This window comes from Microbacterium sp. Z11_20 (genome assembly GCF_057197605.1).
Genome location: NZ_JBXVOQ010000004.1, coordinates 378340 through 392578 on the forward strand (window position 1 = coordinate 378340; position 14239 = coordinate 392578).

Here is a 14239-nt window from a genome sequence, read left to right on the forward strand (position 1 = left end):
CGCCCGGACGACCGGTGATCGCAGCGGCGTTCCGCCGTGCCCCGGTGGGGACGAGCCTTACCCGAAGGAATGGAGAGCGCGTGTCGATTGCCGACATCTCGGAACAGCGCCTCGGCGGAGCTCGCCAGGCCGAACGCACGCCGCCGCACGATCTGCCCGCCGAGCAGAGCGCCCTCGGAGGCATGCTCCTGTCCAAGGATGCGGTCGCCGACGTCATCGAGACCCTGCGTGGCGGCGACTTCTACATCCCCAAGCACGAGCTCATCTTCGAAGCGATCCTCTCCCTGTACTCGCACGGCGAGCCCACCGACGTCGTGGCCGTCACCGACGAGCTCATCAAGACCGGCGAGCTGCAGCGCGCCGGCGGGGCCGACTACCTCCACACCCTCACCTCCATCGTCCCGACGGCAGCCAACGCCGGGTACTACGCCTCCATCGTCGCGGAGCGCGCTCTCCTCCGGCGCCTCGTGGAGGCCGGCACCCGCATCGTGCAGATGGGCTATTCGGGTCAGGGAGACGCGCTCGACCTGGTCAACAACGCGCAGGCGGAGATCTACAACGTCTCCGGTGCGGAGACCGCCGAGGACTACGTCCCGCTGACGACCGCCGTCGACGCCGCCGTCAACGAGATCGAGGCCGCGCGCGGTCGCGACGGACAGATGACCGGCATCCCGACCGGGTTCTCGGGCATGGATCAGCTGACCAACGGCCTGCACCCCGGCCAGATGATCATCATCGCGGCCCGTCCCGCGATGGGTAAGTCCACCCTCGCCCTGGACTTCGCCCGGGCGGCGGCGATCAAGCACAACCAGCCGACGATCTTCTTCTCGCTCGAAATGGGCCGCAGTGAGATCGCGATGCGTCTCCTCAGCGCCGAGGGGGCCATCCCGCTGCAGAGCATGCGCAAGGGAACACTGGACTCGCGCGACTGGACGACCATCGCGGCCACCCGCGGGCGGATCAACGACGCACCGCTGTACATCGACGACAGCCCCAACATGACGCTCGTCGAGATTCGCGCGAAGTGCCGTCGTCTCAAGCAGCGCGAGGGGCTGAAGATGGTCGTCATCGACTACCTGCAGCTCATGACCAGCGGCAAGCGGGTCGAGTCGCGTCAGCAGGAGGTCAGCGAGTTCTCGCGTGCGCTGAAGCTCCTGGCGAAAGAACTGCAGTGCCCCGTGATCGCGCTGTCGCAGTTGAACCGTGGACCGGAGCAGCGTGCCGACAAGAAGCCGGCCCTATCCGACCTCCGTGAGTCGGGCTCGATCGAACAGGATGCCGACATGGTCGTGCTGCTGCACCGCGAGGCCGCCTACGAGAAGGACAGCCCGCGGGCCGGCGAGGCCGACCTCATCGTCGCCAAGCACCGTAACGGCCCCACCGACACGATCACGGTCGCCTTCCAGGGTCACTACTCGCGCTTCATCGACATGGCCCCCTCAATGTGATGCCGCTGTAAGTTCTCGGGGAAGATGGCGGATCCTGAGGTGATGTGGCGGGCATATGGCGGTTCCGCCATGCGGATGCCCCGCGCTGGCCCGCTTCCCGGGCGCGATGAGGCCTCCGGCGAGGAGGAATCCGCCGTTTCGCATGGTCCTGAGTTCGAAAGCGCTGCCCTCGGGAGCTAGTCGAGCCTCGCCGTCGTGGTCACGCGGCGGTAGAGCACCTCGGGGCGGCCCCGCGCTCCGAAGCGATGCGAGACGGTGACGTGGCCCCTGTCGGTGAGGAAGCCGAGATAGCGGCGCACCGTGGCCCGCGACGCTCCCGATGCCGCGGCGACATCGTTCGCGGTCGCCGGGATCGTGGGGTGCAGTGCCTCGAGGACGGCGCGCAGGGTCGGTTCGGCGACGCCCTTCGGCAGGTTCGCGAGCGCCGGCGGGCCGGTCGCGGAATCGGCGCGGAGCGGAGAGACGAGCCGGTCGATCTCGCCCTGGGCGAGCCCGATGGGCGCCTCGGCGGGGCGCTGGGTGCGCTCGCGACGGTAGTCGGTCAGGCGTGAGACGAACGCGTCCTTCGTGAACGGTTTCACGAGGTACCCGACGACGTGGGCGGCGAGAGCCTGGCGAACGGTGAAGCCGTCACGAGCCGAGCTGATCACCATGACGTCCACGCCCCACTCCCGCACGAGGCGGAGCCGGTGCAGCACCTCGATGCCGCTGAAGTCCGGGAGGTTCATGTCGAGCAGGACGAGGTCCACGCTCGCGTCCGCCGCGAGCTGAGCTCCCTGGGCCCCGGTGCGCACGGCAGCGATCAGCTCGAAGCCGGGAACCTCTCGCAGGTACGCACTGTGCAGCCGGAGGACCGCCGGGTCGTCGTCGACGAGCAGGGTGCGGATGCCGCCGGCCGTCATCGCACGAGCCCTCGCGCGGCGGCCGGCATCTCCACCGTGAACCGCGCCCCGCCCTGCGGCGAGCGACCGACGGTGATGGTGCCGCGGCGGCGGACGACCTCCCGGCGCACGATGTCGAGGCCGACGCCGCGGGCATCGGCGCCGCCCTTCGTCGAGACGCCGCGCTCGAAGATGCGGTCGACCAGATCGGGCGCGATGCCCGGACCGTCATCGCTCACGTCGACGTGCACCTCGCTGCCGTCTGCGACCACGAGCACCCGCACGACCCTCCGGGCGGCCTCGATCGCGTTGCGGCAGAGATTGCCGACGACGAGGAGATCGGCGTCGTCGAGAACGCCGGGACCGAGCGTCGTCAGGGGATCGATCTCCAGGCGCCCGCCGCGTACGGCGAATCCGGCGGCACAGGAGTCCAGGAGCGCGCGCACGGCGGGATCGGTGACGGAAGCCGCTGCATCGCTCGCCGTCGTGAGGGGAACGAGACGGTCTACGTACTCGAGGGTCGCCTCGGTCTCTCCCTCCGACACGAGGCCGCGGATGACGTGGAGGCGCGTGCGGAACTCGTGGGTCTGATCGCGCAGCGCCTCCGCGATCTGGCGCTGGGTGTCGGCCTCGCGCGCACGCTCTTCGAGACGGCGGATGCTGCGGCGCAGCGCTCCCGTCAGCAGGGCGCTGACGAGGCATCCGATCACCACCGATCCCAGCACCCACGGAAGCAGGCCCCCGACGGCGGCGCTGACGTCGCCGGCGATCTCGCTCTCGAGGATCCCGACCGAGGCGGAGCCGACGACGGCGTCGCCGTCGCGGACCGGAACCTTGGCGCGGAGGGTCGCGCCCAGGGTGCCGGTCTCGGTGCCGAGGAACGTCTCACCGGCGAGCACGTCGGAGGCGTCCGTCGACACCGGGCGACCGCGTTCGCTCGAGGTCGGGTGCGTCAGCCGCACCCCGTCGGCGTCGGTGATGACGACGTAGTCGACGCCCGACGCGTCCTCGAGGATGTCGGCCAGCGGCTGCAGCTCGGCCATCGCCGCCGCCCGGTTCAGCTGCACGCCGCTGCGAACCTGCTCGAGCGCCGCGAGGCTCTGCGAGACGTCGAGGACGCGCTCGGCTGTCGCCACGCGGATGCTGCGCTCCTGCACCGAAAGCGCCACCAGTGTGGTGACCGCGACGCACGCGAGAACGACGATGCACTGCATCACGAGGACCAGCAGCATCCGGGTCTTCGTCGTCGGCACCGGCGTGTTCGAGGTCATCGGTGACTCCTCTGCGGCGTGAGCATCAATGAGCGAAACTCCGCCCGGAGGTGATGCGGTCCTCCCGCGGTGCGAGTCTACTCGGGAGGTCTGCAGCGACGACGTGGCAGGCACAGGAGGTGAAGATGCGTCGACGCATCGTCGGAACGATCGTGGGGGTCCTCGCCGGTGCCCTCTTCCTGGGGGCGGCCGTGCACGCCGGCGCCACCGGCGGCGGCGCCGCCAGCCCACGCACGAAGATCACCCTGGTGGCGCCGGCCGCCCCCGGCGGCGGTTGGGACGCCTTCGCTCGAGAGAGCCAGCAGGTCATGCGCGCCGAAGGCATCGCGGGGGGAGTCCAGGTCGTCAACGTCCCGGGCGCTTCGGGCACGATCGGGCTCGGGCAGGTCGCCGAGATGAGCGACCGCCACGACCTCATGATGGTCACCGGCGGGGTCATGGTCGGCGGGATCATCATCAACAACTCGCAGGTCACGCTCGAAGACGTCGTTCCCGTCGCACGGCTCGCCGACGACTTCAACGTGCTCGTGGTGCCGGCCGATTCGCCCTTCCAGACGCTCGACGACTTCACCGCCGCCTTGGCCGCCGATCCCGGGGGCACGGCGATCGCCGGCGGATCGCTCGGCGGTATCGACCACCTCCTCGCGGGACTGCTGGCACGGGCCGTGGGCACCGATCCCTCCGCGGTGAACTACCTCGCCTACCCGGGCGGCGGGGAGGTCGTGACCTCTGTGCTCTCGCACACCGCCGCGGCCGGCCTGTCCGGCTACAACGAGTTCCGCGACCAGATCGAGTCGGGGAGCATGCGCGCCCTCGGCACGTCCGCCCCCGAACCGGTCGAGGGTATCGACCTCCCCACCTTCCGCGAGAGCGGCGTCGACGTGTCGATGTCGAACTGGCGCGGATTCGTCGCTCCGCCCGATATCGACGAGGAGACCCGCGACGAGCTGATCGCGATGGCGACGGAGCTGCGCGAGACCGCCGCTTGGCGCGAAGTGCTCGACCGCAACGGCTGGGTCGACAGCTTCATGACCGGCGATGACTTCGGCGCGTTCATCACCGACGAGACACGCCGCACCGAGCAGATCGTGGAGGAGCTGGGACTATGACGATCAACGAACCACCGCCACTGACGACCGGGGCGCTGCGCGTGCAGCGCATGCCTCGGTGGTACACCGGACGCAGCGAACTCATCGTGGTGGCGGGCGTATTCGCACTGGCGACCTGGATGCTCGTCGGTACCGTGACGATGGAGGTGCCTCAGGGCACGGCCTTCCCCGGCCCGCAGTTCTTCCCGACGCTCGTGGTGATCTTCCTCTACGGCGCCGGCGTCGCCCTCGCGATCGAGGTGCTGCGCTCGCCGCAGCGGCAGCACGTCGCTGACGACCCGGTCGAGATGTCCGACGAGCTGCTGCGCGACCTCGGCGGTATCGACGAGACGAGCGAGATCCGGGTGGTCTCGCCCGAGGACTACGCCGGCGCTCCGACGGATGCTGCGGGCGACGCCGCGTCCGGATCCGACCGCAAGACGGTGCTCCTCACCATCGCCGTCTTCGTCGTGTTCATCCTGGTGCTCTCGTTCGTCGGATGGCTGATCTCGGCGGCGGCGCTCTTCTGGGCGATCGCGTGGGCATTCGGCAGCAAGCGCCCTCTCATGGATATCGGGATCGCGGTGATCCTCTCGTCGATCACGCAGCTCGCCTTCGGCGCGGGTCTCGGACTGTCTCTGCCCGCAGGCTTCTTGGGGGGGATTCTCTGATGGATCAGCTCGGACAGCTCATGGCGGGCTTCGCGGTCGCCTTCACGCCGCAGAACCTCCTCTTCCTCGTCATCGGCGCCGTGCTCGGCACCGCCGTGGGCGTGCTCCCCGGCCTCGGCTCGGCCATGGCGGTGGCACTGCTGCTGCCCGTGACCTTCAGCCTCGACCCCACGGGCGCGTTCATCATGTTCGCGAGCATCTACTTCGGCGGCCTATTCGGCGACTCGACCTCCGGCATCCTCCTGAACACGCCGGGGAACTCCTCGGCCATCGCCACGACGTTCGAAGGCCATCGAATGGCGAAGGACGGTCGCGCGGCGAAAGCCCTGGGCACCGCGGCCATCGGCGCCTTCATCGGCGGCACCATCGCCTGCATCCTCGTCGTGTTCTTCGCACCCGCGATCGTGCAGCTGGCGACGATCTTCGGACCCGCCGAGTACTTCGCCCTCGCCGTCTTCGCCTTCGTCGCCATCTCGGCCGTCGTGGCCGATTCCATCGTCCGCGGCCTCGTGTCGCTCGGGCTGGGGTTCGCGCTCGCCCTCGTCGGCATCGACGGCATGTCGGGGGCCGAGCGCTTTACCGCCGACAGCCCCGTCCTGTTCGACGGCATCTCGATCATCGTCATCACCGTCGGACTCCTCGCTGTCGGCGAGGTGCTGCACGTCGGGTCGTACATCCGGCGCTCGGGCGGGCCCGGTGCCGTCGTCAGGCCGCAGGGCTCTCCGCTGCTCAGCGCGAGGGAATGGCGCATGGCCCTCCCCGCCTTCCTGCGCGGAACCGCCTTCGGCATCCCGTTCGGGGCGATACCCGTCGGCGGTGCCGAGGTGCCGACCTTTCTCGCCTACGGCACGGAGAAGCGCCTGGCGAAGCGCCGCAACGACACGGACTTCGGGACCCGTGGCGCGATCCAGGGCGTCGCCGGGCCCGAGGCCGCGGGCAATGCGACGGCGGGGTCGGCGATGGGTGCCCTGCTCGGGCTGGGCATTCCGACCTCCGCGACGGCGGCGATGATGATCGCCGCCTTCCAGCAGTACGGCATGCAGCCCGGCCCGCTTCTGTTCGAGCGCAGCGGCGACCTGGTCTGGCCGCTGCTGGCCAGCCTGTTCCTCGGGCTCATCATTCTGCTCATCATCAATCTGCCCTTCGCGGCGCTCTGGGCGAAGCTCCTTCTCATTCCGCGCCACTACCTGTACGCCGGCATCTCGGTCGTCGCGATGCTCGGCATCTACGCGATCGCCTCGCGCGTGATCGATCTCTGGATGGCGCTGGGCATCGGTGTCGTCGGCCTCGTCATGCGGCGGTTCTCGCTTCCCCTGGCACCGGTCCTGATCGCCGCGATTCTCGGGCCTCTCGCCGAGACGCAGCTCCGCCGGGCGCTCGCGGTGTCAGAGGGCGACCCGACGGTGCTCGTGTCGTCTCCGATCACGGTGGTGCTCTACGTGGCGTTGGCGATCACCGTGGCGGTGACCGTGTTCCAGCACGCACGCCACTCGGTCAGCCGACGCAAGGCGGCGCAGGAGGAGCGACCGACCGTCTCGGCCCGCTGATGCCCGTGCCCGGGCGCGCGCCCTCGGATCGAAGGAGGCTCAAAATCACCGCCAGGTGCAGGGGAATCGCGGGATTCTGCGCCAGTCCAACCGGGAACTACGGCTGGCGCCGTACGGTAGGTGCGAGATGAGACCTCTTCGATACTCGATCAACGTCACGCTCGACGGGTGCTGCCATCACGAGGCGGGGCTCGCGCCTGACGAGGAGTCGATGCGCTACTGGACCGCCGAGATGGCACGGGCCGATGCCCTGCTGTTCGGCCGCGTGACCTACGAGATGATGGAGTCGGCGTGGCGGAAGCCCGCCACGGGCGCTTGGCCCGACTGGATGGATGCCTGGGAGGTCCCGTTCGCCGAGACCATCGACCGGGCGAAGAAGCACGTCGTGTCGAGCACGCTGAGCGCCCCCGATTGGAATGCCGAGCTGGTGCGAGGCGACGTGGGGCACGCGGTTCGGCAGCTCAAAGAGGAGCCGGGCGAGGGCCTGTGGGTGGGCGGAGTGACGCTCCCCCTGGCGCTGGCAGATCTGGGACTGATCGACGAGTACGAGTTCCTCGTGCAGCCGGTGGTTGCCGGACATGGGCCGACGTTGCTCGCCGGTCTGCGCGAGCGTATCCAGCTCGAACTCGTGGATCGCCATGAGTTCCGGTCAGGTGCGGTCGCCCTGCGGTACCGGCCACGCGAGTAACGGCTCGCTCTGGCTCAGGTGGCGTCGTTCTCGCTTCCGGTCGAGGGTTGGAGAAGTTCGGGGAACCCGATGCGGTGGTAGAACTCCCGGCGGATGCGGTCGCCGACCGCGTAGACGACGGCGGCGCCGTCGTCGGCGGGGTCGATGGTGACGCGGAAGGGTCGTCGGCCCTTGGGGAGGTCGACGACGCGCGCGATCTCCCGCGCGATCTCCGCGGGGTCGGCGTCGGCGGGTGACAAGTCCCGGAGCCGGTCGCTGACCTCGTCCATCAACCCGCCGTACTCCCGGTCGTATTCGGCGACCGTCCCCGCATCCGACGGGTGTCCCGCATGCGCGAAGTGGTTCGTTCCCGTCGTATACGAGCCGGGGACGATGATGAACGTGTCGATCCCGAATCGCGACAGCTCGGCCGCGTAGGAGACCGCGAGAGAATCCTCCGCGGCCTTCGCGGCGAAGTACGGCGCGAGGTACGGGGGCGTTCCCCCTCGTGCGCTCGAGGATCCCACCCACACCAGCAGGCCGTCCCGCTGGGCCCGCAGGTGGGGCAGCACTGCCCTGTTGACCCGCTGCGTCGAGAGCACGTTCACATCGAAGATCGCCTCCACGTCCTCCGGGGTGAACGCCTCCGTCGGGCCCAGCACCATGTGCCCGGCGTTGTGGACCACCACATCGATGCGGCCGCTGCCGGTGATGATCGCGGCCACGGCGGCATCGACGCTGTCCTGGTCGCTGACATCCATCTCGACGGGCTGGATGCTTCCACCGCTCGCGCTGCGGGAGCCGTCTGACTGCGCCTCCCGGGCCGCGTCGGCGTTGTGACCGCCGATATCGCGCATTCCTGCCCACACCGTGTGGCCGGCATCCGCCAGAGTGCGGGCCGTCATGGCGCCGAAGCCACTGGATGCTCCGGTGACGACGATGACCTGGGAGGAGTTCTCCGGCATTGTTCGTTCGCTTCCGGTGGGTCAGTTGATCGGGGAGATCATGCCGCCGTTGACGAAGACGGTCTGCGCGGTGACCCACCTCGACGCGGGGTCGGCGAGGAAGCGCATGACCGGGACGACGTCCTCCGGAGTGCCCAGTTCGCCGGTGATCGTCTGCCCCGCCAGCCAGGCCAGGGTCTCGTCGTTCTCGGCGCCGTACAGGAAGCTGGTCTTCTGCGGCCCGGGGGCGATGCTGTTGACCGTGACGCCCCGCGGCCCGATCTCCTTGGCGAACGCCTTCGTGAAGTGCTCGACGGGGCTCTTGCTGCCGGCGTAGGCGGAATAGGTCGGGGCGGTCACCGCCACCTGAGTGGTGACGAGGTTGATGATGCGACCGTTGTCCGCCATCTTCGAGAAGGCCTCGGACATGAGGAAGAACGGGATCTTCGCGTTGATCGCGAAGGACTGGTCGAACTCGTCTTCCGTCGTCTCGGCCAGCGGCTTCCTGACGATGATCCCCGAGGTGTTCACCAGGATGTCCCAGCGACCGAACCGCTCGATCGTGGCATCGACGAGGGCCGTGATGTTCTCGTTGCGCGTGAGGTCGCCTTGGAAGGACTCCGCGTCGATCCCCCGCTCCCTGAGCGCGGCCACGGTCTGTTCTGCTTCCTCGGCTCGCCGGGCGCTGTTGTAGTGGACCATCACGTGGGCCCCGTCGGACGCGAGAGCCTCGGCGAACAACCTGCCCAGGTTGGCGGTTCCCCCGGTGACGATGGCGACCTTGCCCTGCTGTATTGCCGACATGACGGTTCCCTTCGCTGCGACCGTTTACGAGTCAGCCTTCATCGCACCCCCGCGTCCCACCAGCGACAGATCGGAATGGCACCCATTCCGGGGTGGAATGGAGGATGATGCGGTGATGCTCGATGTCTCTCCGCGAGTACTCCGGACGTTCGTCGTGGTTGCTGAGACGGGGTCGTTCTCGACCGCGGCACAGCGGCTGGGGTTCACGCAACCCGCCGTGTCGAAGCAGATCCGTGCGCTGGAGTCCGCTGTCGGCGCGCCGTTGTTCCGGCGACTGCCTCGAGGCGTCGAGGCCACGGCCGCGGGGCGCGTCCTCCTGGCGCGGGCGAACATCATCCTCGACCAGTGGGAAGCGGCCGCCCTGGAAGTGGCGGGAGCGACGGAGACGCTCTCGGGCAGAGTGCGAGTCGGCGCGTTCCCGATCGCCGCCTCGGCCCTCCTCCCGCGCACCATCCGCGCACTGCAGCGCGATCACCCGGCCATCGAACTCGACCTGTCCATCGCCTCCACCCCGGCCCAGCTGCGTCGCCTGCGCGCGGGCACTCTTCATGTCGCGGTTCTGGCCACCGGTTCCGGGCTGCCCGACTACGACCTTTCCGGCCTCAGGACCGAGCCGGTCGCCGGACCGCAACTCCTCGTCGCCGTCCCCGAGCACCACCGCTTTCCTCCGGGCGAGCGCACACCGGTGGCAGAGCTCGCGGACGAGCAGTGGATCGCGGGGAAAGGCGCTGCCGGCGATCCGCAGCTCGGCGCGTGGCCCACCCTCAGCAGCCCGACCGTCTCCTTCTCCATCCAGGAATGGGCGGCGCGACTCGGCTTCGTCGCGGCGGGCCTGGGGATCACCACGATCCCCGGTTTCGCGAAGGCCTCCGTCCCGGAGGGCGTACGCACCGTTCACATCGACGACCCCCGTTGGCTCGACAGGCAGGAAGTCATCGCGACTCCGATCGAGCGACCCCGGGCAGTCGCGGCGGTCGTCGACGCCCTACTGCACCAGGCGACGCGACTGGTCACCGGTGACTGAGCGACCGGGTGGCGTCCGCCGGCGCTACGCGCGCAACTGCGTCAGCAACTCGAGATGGTCGGCGCTCCCGGCGAACTCCGCGATCCGCCCGTTGTGGAGGCGATAGATCGCGAACTCGGCGACGTTGGGGTGCCGCCGCGTCGGTGCAATGCCACGGAAGGTACCGAGGTGGGTGCCGCTTCCCCGCATGTGGGCGGCCAGCCGGTCCTCCTCCACGACCACCTGGATGCGGCGCCACCGCCAGTCCGGGAATGCGGCGAACAGATCGGCCAGGTCCTCGATCCACGCGTCGGCGCCTCCCGGCAGATGTGCGCGCCTCACGGAGGGATCCAGGAACGACCGGATCGCGTCGAGGTCGTGGCGGTTGCAGGCGTCCAGATACTCCGCGTACCACTCGCGCATCTCCCACGGCTCCATCCGACTATTCTCGGCGCCCCCGGACCCAGCGGCGCGGGGAGGCGCCTCTCCGCACCGTTCAAAATTCAGGAGACACGCCGCAGGGCGAGCCCCCCGGAGGCGGGATCGGCCCGTTTCTCCTGAGTTTTGAACAGCATCGGGCGACACAGACCCAGGGAGGGGGACGGCACGGCAAGACCCGTGCCGATCTCCGGGGCGGCGGACGTGAGCGGGCACCCTGCGGCCCGCCGCGGATCGATGCCGCCCGCCGGCGGTTTCACGTGCAACGACGGCGTGGTCAGCGGGACCGGCGGTCGGGACGGAAGGTCTTCCGGTAGGCGCCCGGTGTGACGCCGACGGCCTGACCGAACAGCGCCCGGAAGCTGCTCGGCGAGGCGAATCCGACCTGGGCCGCGATGCGCTCCACGGTGTGGTCGGTGGTCTCCAGCAGCTCCTGCCCGTGGCGGATCCGCACCCCGGCGAGCCACTGGATCGGACTCTGCCCCACCTCGGCGTCGAAGCGACGGGTGAGGGTCCGGATGCTGCATCCGGCGGCCTGCGCGATGTCGGCCAGGGTCAACGGCCGGTGGGCCTGCTCCTCGATCCACGCCAGCACGCGTTCGAGCGTTGCGGTCTGCGACGTCGGGCGGTTGCGGAGGATGTACTGGGCCTGGCCGCCGGTGCGCTGCAGCGGCGCAACCGCGAGGCGCGCCGCATCCGCGGCGACCGCGACGCCGTAGTCGGCCTCCACGATGTGCAGGCACAGGTCGAGGCCGGCAGAGGCGCCGGCGGAGGTGAGGACGGAACCGTTGTCGGTGTAGAGCACGTCAGCGTCCACCCGCGCGCGCGGGTACCGGCGAGCAAGCTCCGCGGCGGCGAGCCAGTGGGTCGTCACGTCGCGGCCGTCCAGGAGACCCGCTTCGCCGAGACTGAACGCGCCCACGCAGATGGATGCCACGCGCGAACCTCGCTCGACGGCGGCTTGCAGGGCGGCCAGCACCGGCGTCGCGGTCGCGCGGTGGGGGTCGTTGCGGCCGGGCACCAGGATGATGTCGGCGCGCTCGAGGGCCGCCATCCCCTCGTCGACGGCGATGCGCATGGGCCCCGCGGCCACCGTCGGGGAGGGCCCCGCCACGACGATCCGGTAGCCGGGTCGGCCGTCGGGGAGGCGTACCCGGCCGAAGATCTCCACGGGAGTGGCCAGATCGAAGGCGATCGCATCGTCCAGGGCCAGCACGGCGACGGTATGCATGCGCGCCAGCATAGGCGCTACGCCCGATGTCGGCCCGGGGAAGGGGTGGCCGATATCCGGAGGTTTATGGCCGGAAGGACACTGGGGCGCCGTCCGCACCCGCCGGAGGATGGGGGCATGGTCCTCCCGCGTTTCCAGTTCGTCCTGTACGACGGCTTCGATCCCCTCGACGTCATCGCCCCTTTCGAAGTCGTCACGGCGGGCGTGGACGCCCTCGGCGGCGGGTTCGACTTGGAGCTGGTCACCGCGGAGGGTCCGCGCATCGTGACGTCGGGAACGCCCGGCATCACCCTGGCGGCCACCGGCACGCTGGATCCTGCCGCCCGGGGGTTCGTCGTGGTGCCGGGGGCCTCGGGCGTCGTCGACGGCGACCCCGACCAGGGCGTCGACACCGTCCCCGTGCTGCTGGCACGCTTCGCGGCGAGCGAGGCGGCGCCCCTCCTGGCGCAGTGCCTCGCGTCGCCGCAGCTCACGGTGGCGACCGTCTGCGGCGGGTCTCTCGCGATGGCCATGGCGGGGCTCCTCGAGGGGCGGACGGCGACGACGCACGTCCTCGGCATCGACCTGCTGGATGCTGCGGGCGTCTCCGCGGTTCGGGCCCGCGTCGTGGACGATGGTGATCTCGTCAGCGCCGGCGGCGTCACGTCGGGCCTCGACCTCGGTCTCTACCTGCTCGAGCGCGAGTTCGGCCCGCAGATCGCCCGCGCGGTGGAGGTGCTGTTCGAGTACGAGCGGCGGGGAACGACCTGGAAGGCGACCGGCGCCGTGCCGGCCGCGGCAGCCTGAGGAGCATCATGACGTCCATCGCCGGCAGCTGGCGGCTGCGCATGAAGACACCGATCGGCACGATCGAGGCCGACTACCGATTCACCGAGACCGCGGACGGCATCCTCGGCACGGCCACCGGCGCCGGCGAGGAGGTCGCCCTCGAGAACGTCGCCGCCGTCGCCGCGCCCGACGGGGAGCGCGTGACCTGGACGCAGCGCATCACGAAGCCGCTGCGCCTCAACCTCGCCTACGACGTCACCGTCGAGGGAGACGTCCTGTCCGGCTCGTCACAGGCCGGGCGTCTTCCCCGCACCGCCGTGACGGGGCGGCGATCGTCCGAATCGACCTGAACAGGCGCTCAGGCGGGCACGACTTAGACTGGAAGCATCCTTCCTCCGCCTTCCCGGGACGTGTCGTGACCGTTTCACCATCCGCCCGCGCCTTCGAGGTGCGGCACCTGCAGATCGCCCGCGCGCTGTTCGCCGCGCTGGCGGCGATCATGGTCACCTTCTCCCCCGACCACTCCGCCGCCGTGGGCCTGTCGGTCTTCAGCGGCTTCGCGATCGCCACGGGGCTGGTGTTCGCCCTGTCGGCGTGGATGGTGTTCCCCGTGGGCCGACGCGGACCGGCGATCCTGATGGCGACGCTCAACGTGGCCGCCGGCATGGTGGCCGGCATCGGGCCGTGGCGCACCACCGAAATGCTCTTCGTCATCGTGATCGCGTGGGCGGTGGCGACCGGCGCGGCCGAGATCGTGACCGGCGCTCGCTCGCGCAGAGACGGCCAGGGCGCGCGCGACACGCTGACCGTCGGCATCCTCACGGCCGCCCTGGCGGTCGCCGTCGCGCTCGTCCCCACCGGCTACGCCCTCGATTACTACATCGCGGAGGCGGGTCAGTCCTTCACCCTCACCGGCACGGTCATCGCGGTGGGCATCTTCGGCGGGTACGCCGCGATCGTCGCGGTCTACCTCGGCATCGCCGGGTTCTCGCCTCGCCGCGAGCCGGTTGCGGCTCCCTCGTCCGAGGAGGTCGGCATATGACCGACAAGCCCACCCGCCGCGACCTGATGCGCCCCGTGCAGCTGCTCGGGCTCGCCTTCGTCTGCGCCCTCTTCGCCGGCGTCGTCACGCTCGTCTCGATGGGGTTCTTCCAGGCCGGCGCGGAGGACAAGGCGCAACGCGCCCTGGTGCTCGCCGCGATCGCCGCCGGCATCGCGTTCATCGCGGTGCTCGTGATCGTCGCGCTGCTTCTCCTGGCGGTCGACCCCGCGCAGGTGGGCAAGACCCTCGACCGTCCGCTGCTCCTTCCCCAGGATGACCCGGATGCTGCGGCTGAACCGCCGACGGACGACCCCCACCGGCGCGAGGGCGGCACACCCCCCGCCTCCTGAGTCCTCGCGACCTCCGCCGGATCTCCGGCACGGGCGATGAGCACATCATCGGACCCGCGCTCACCCCGAACGGGGCGATCATCTCC

The 14239-nt window shown here is 70.0% G+C and carries 16 protein-coding genes; 10 read left to right on the top strand and 6 right to left on the bottom strand.

The window, feature by feature from the left end; translation table 11 throughout:
* Positions 1-80 precede the first annotated feature (80 nt).
* Positions 81-1448, top strand: coding sequence for a replicative DNA helicase (gene dnaB, locus AC2DFQ_RS12255; RefSeq protein ID WP_484510644.1), 1368 nt, complete (start codon positions 81-83; stop codon positions 1446-1448).
* A 176-nt stretch (positions 1449-1624) separates the two neighbouring features.
* Here the strand turns inward: dnaB and AC2DFQ_RS12260 are convergent, their stop codons facing one another.
* Entirely contained in the window at positions 1625-2350 is a 726-nt protein-coding gene (locus AC2DFQ_RS12260) for a response regulator (RefSeq protein WP_484510643.1), read from the bottom strand.
* Positions 2347-3600, bottom strand: a complete 1254-nt coding sequence (locus AC2DFQ_RS12265; RefSeq protein WP_484510642.1) for a sensor histidine kinase — start codon at positions 3598-3600, stop codon at positions 2347-2349. The genes AC2DFQ_RS12260 and AC2DFQ_RS12265 overlap by 4 nt, the downstream gene beginning before the upstream one ends.
* Before the next feature lie 125 nt (positions 3601-3725).
* Between AC2DFQ_RS12265 and AC2DFQ_RS12270 the strand changes: the two genes are divergently transcribed.
* From AC2DFQ_RS12270 to AC2DFQ_RS12285, 4 genes are all read left to right on the top strand, one after another.
* Positions 3726-4709, top strand: a complete 984-nt coding sequence (locus AC2DFQ_RS12270; protein ID WP_484510641.1) for a Bug family tripartite tricarboxylate transporter substrate binding protein — start codon at positions 3726-3728, stop codon at positions 4707-4709.
* A complete protein-coding gene (locus tag AC2DFQ_RS12275) occupies positions 4706-5359 on the top strand; it encodes a tripartite tricarboxylate transporter TctB family protein (RefSeq protein ID WP_484534081.1) in 654 nt (217 codons plus the stop codon). Before AC2DFQ_RS12270 ends, AC2DFQ_RS12275 begins: the two co-directional genes overlap by 4 nt.
* Positions 5359-6906 (top strand): tripartite tricarboxylate transporter permease, encoded by a 1548-nt coding sequence (locus AC2DFQ_RS12280; protein ID WP_484510639.1) that lies wholly within the window; start codon positions 5359-5361, stop codon positions 6904-6906. The genes AC2DFQ_RS12275 and AC2DFQ_RS12280 overlap by 1 nt, the downstream gene beginning before the upstream one ends.
* 127 nt (positions 6907-7033) lie before the next feature.
* Positions 7034-7594, top strand: a complete 561-nt coding sequence (locus tag AC2DFQ_RS12285) for a dihydrofolate reductase family protein (RefSeq protein WP_484534082.1) — start codon at positions 7034-7036, stop codon at positions 7592-7594.
* A gap of 14 nt (positions 7595-7608) precedes the next feature.
* Here AC2DFQ_RS12285 and AC2DFQ_RS12290 read toward each other — a convergent pair whose 3' ends face one another.
* Positions 7609-8538: an SDR family oxidoreductase gene (locus AC2DFQ_RS12290; protein ID WP_484534083.1), complete on the bottom strand. Its 930-nt coding sequence runs from the start codon at positions 8536-8538 to the stop codon at positions 7609-7611.
* 21 nt (positions 8539-8559) lie between these two features.
* A complete protein-coding gene (locus tag AC2DFQ_RS12295; protein ID WP_484510636.1) occupies positions 8560-9321 on the bottom strand; it encodes an SDR family oxidoreductase in 762 nt (253 codons plus the stop codon).
* Between the two features lie 115 nt (positions 9322-9436).
* Here AC2DFQ_RS12295 and AC2DFQ_RS12300 point away from each other — a divergent pair, with 115 nt between their 5' ends.
* Entirely contained in the window at positions 9437-10345 is a 909-nt protein-coding gene (locus tag AC2DFQ_RS12300; RefSeq protein ID WP_484534084.1) for a LysR family transcriptional regulator, read from the top strand.
* Between the two features lie 24 nt (positions 10346-10369).
* Here AC2DFQ_RS12300 and AC2DFQ_RS12305 read toward each other — a convergent pair whose 3' ends face one another.
* A complete protein-coding gene (locus AC2DFQ_RS12305; protein WP_484534085.1) occupies positions 10370-10762 on the bottom strand; it encodes an ester cyclase in 393 nt (130 codons plus the stop codon).
* A 277-nt stretch (positions 10763-11039) separates the two neighbouring features.
* On the bottom strand, positions 11040-11993 hold the full coding sequence (locus AC2DFQ_RS12310; protein ID WP_484534086.1) for a GlxA family transcriptional regulator: 954 nt from the start codon (positions 11991-11993) through the stop codon (positions 11040-11042).
* Between the two features lie 117 nt (positions 11994-12110).
* Here AC2DFQ_RS12310 and AC2DFQ_RS12315 point away from each other — a divergent pair, with 117 nt between their 5' ends.
* The 4 genes from AC2DFQ_RS12315 to AC2DFQ_RS12330 all read left to right on the top strand — a co-directional run bounded on the left by AC2DFQ_RS12315 (position 12111) and on the right by AC2DFQ_RS12330 (position 14153).
* Positions 12111-12779, top strand: coding sequence for a DJ-1/PfpI family protein (locus AC2DFQ_RS12315; RefSeq protein WP_484510632.1), 669 nt, complete (start codon positions 12111-12113; stop codon positions 12777-12779).
* An 8-nt stretch (positions 12780-12787) separates the two neighbouring features.
* Positions 12788-13111, top strand: a complete 324-nt coding sequence (locus AC2DFQ_RS12320) for a hypothetical protein (RefSeq protein WP_484534087.1) — start codon at positions 12788-12790, stop codon at positions 13109-13111.
* A gap of 65 nt (positions 13112-13176) precedes the next feature.
* Entirely contained in the window at positions 13177-13803 is a 627-nt protein-coding gene (locus AC2DFQ_RS12325; RefSeq protein WP_484534088.1) for an acyl-CoA synthetase, read from the top strand.
* Positions 13800-14153, top strand: coding sequence for an amino acid transporter (locus AC2DFQ_RS12330; protein ID WP_484534089.1), 354 nt, complete (start codon positions 13800-13802; stop codon positions 14151-14153). Before AC2DFQ_RS12325 ends, AC2DFQ_RS12330 begins: the two co-directional genes overlap by 4 nt.
* Positions 14154-14239: the final 86 nt, after the last annotated feature.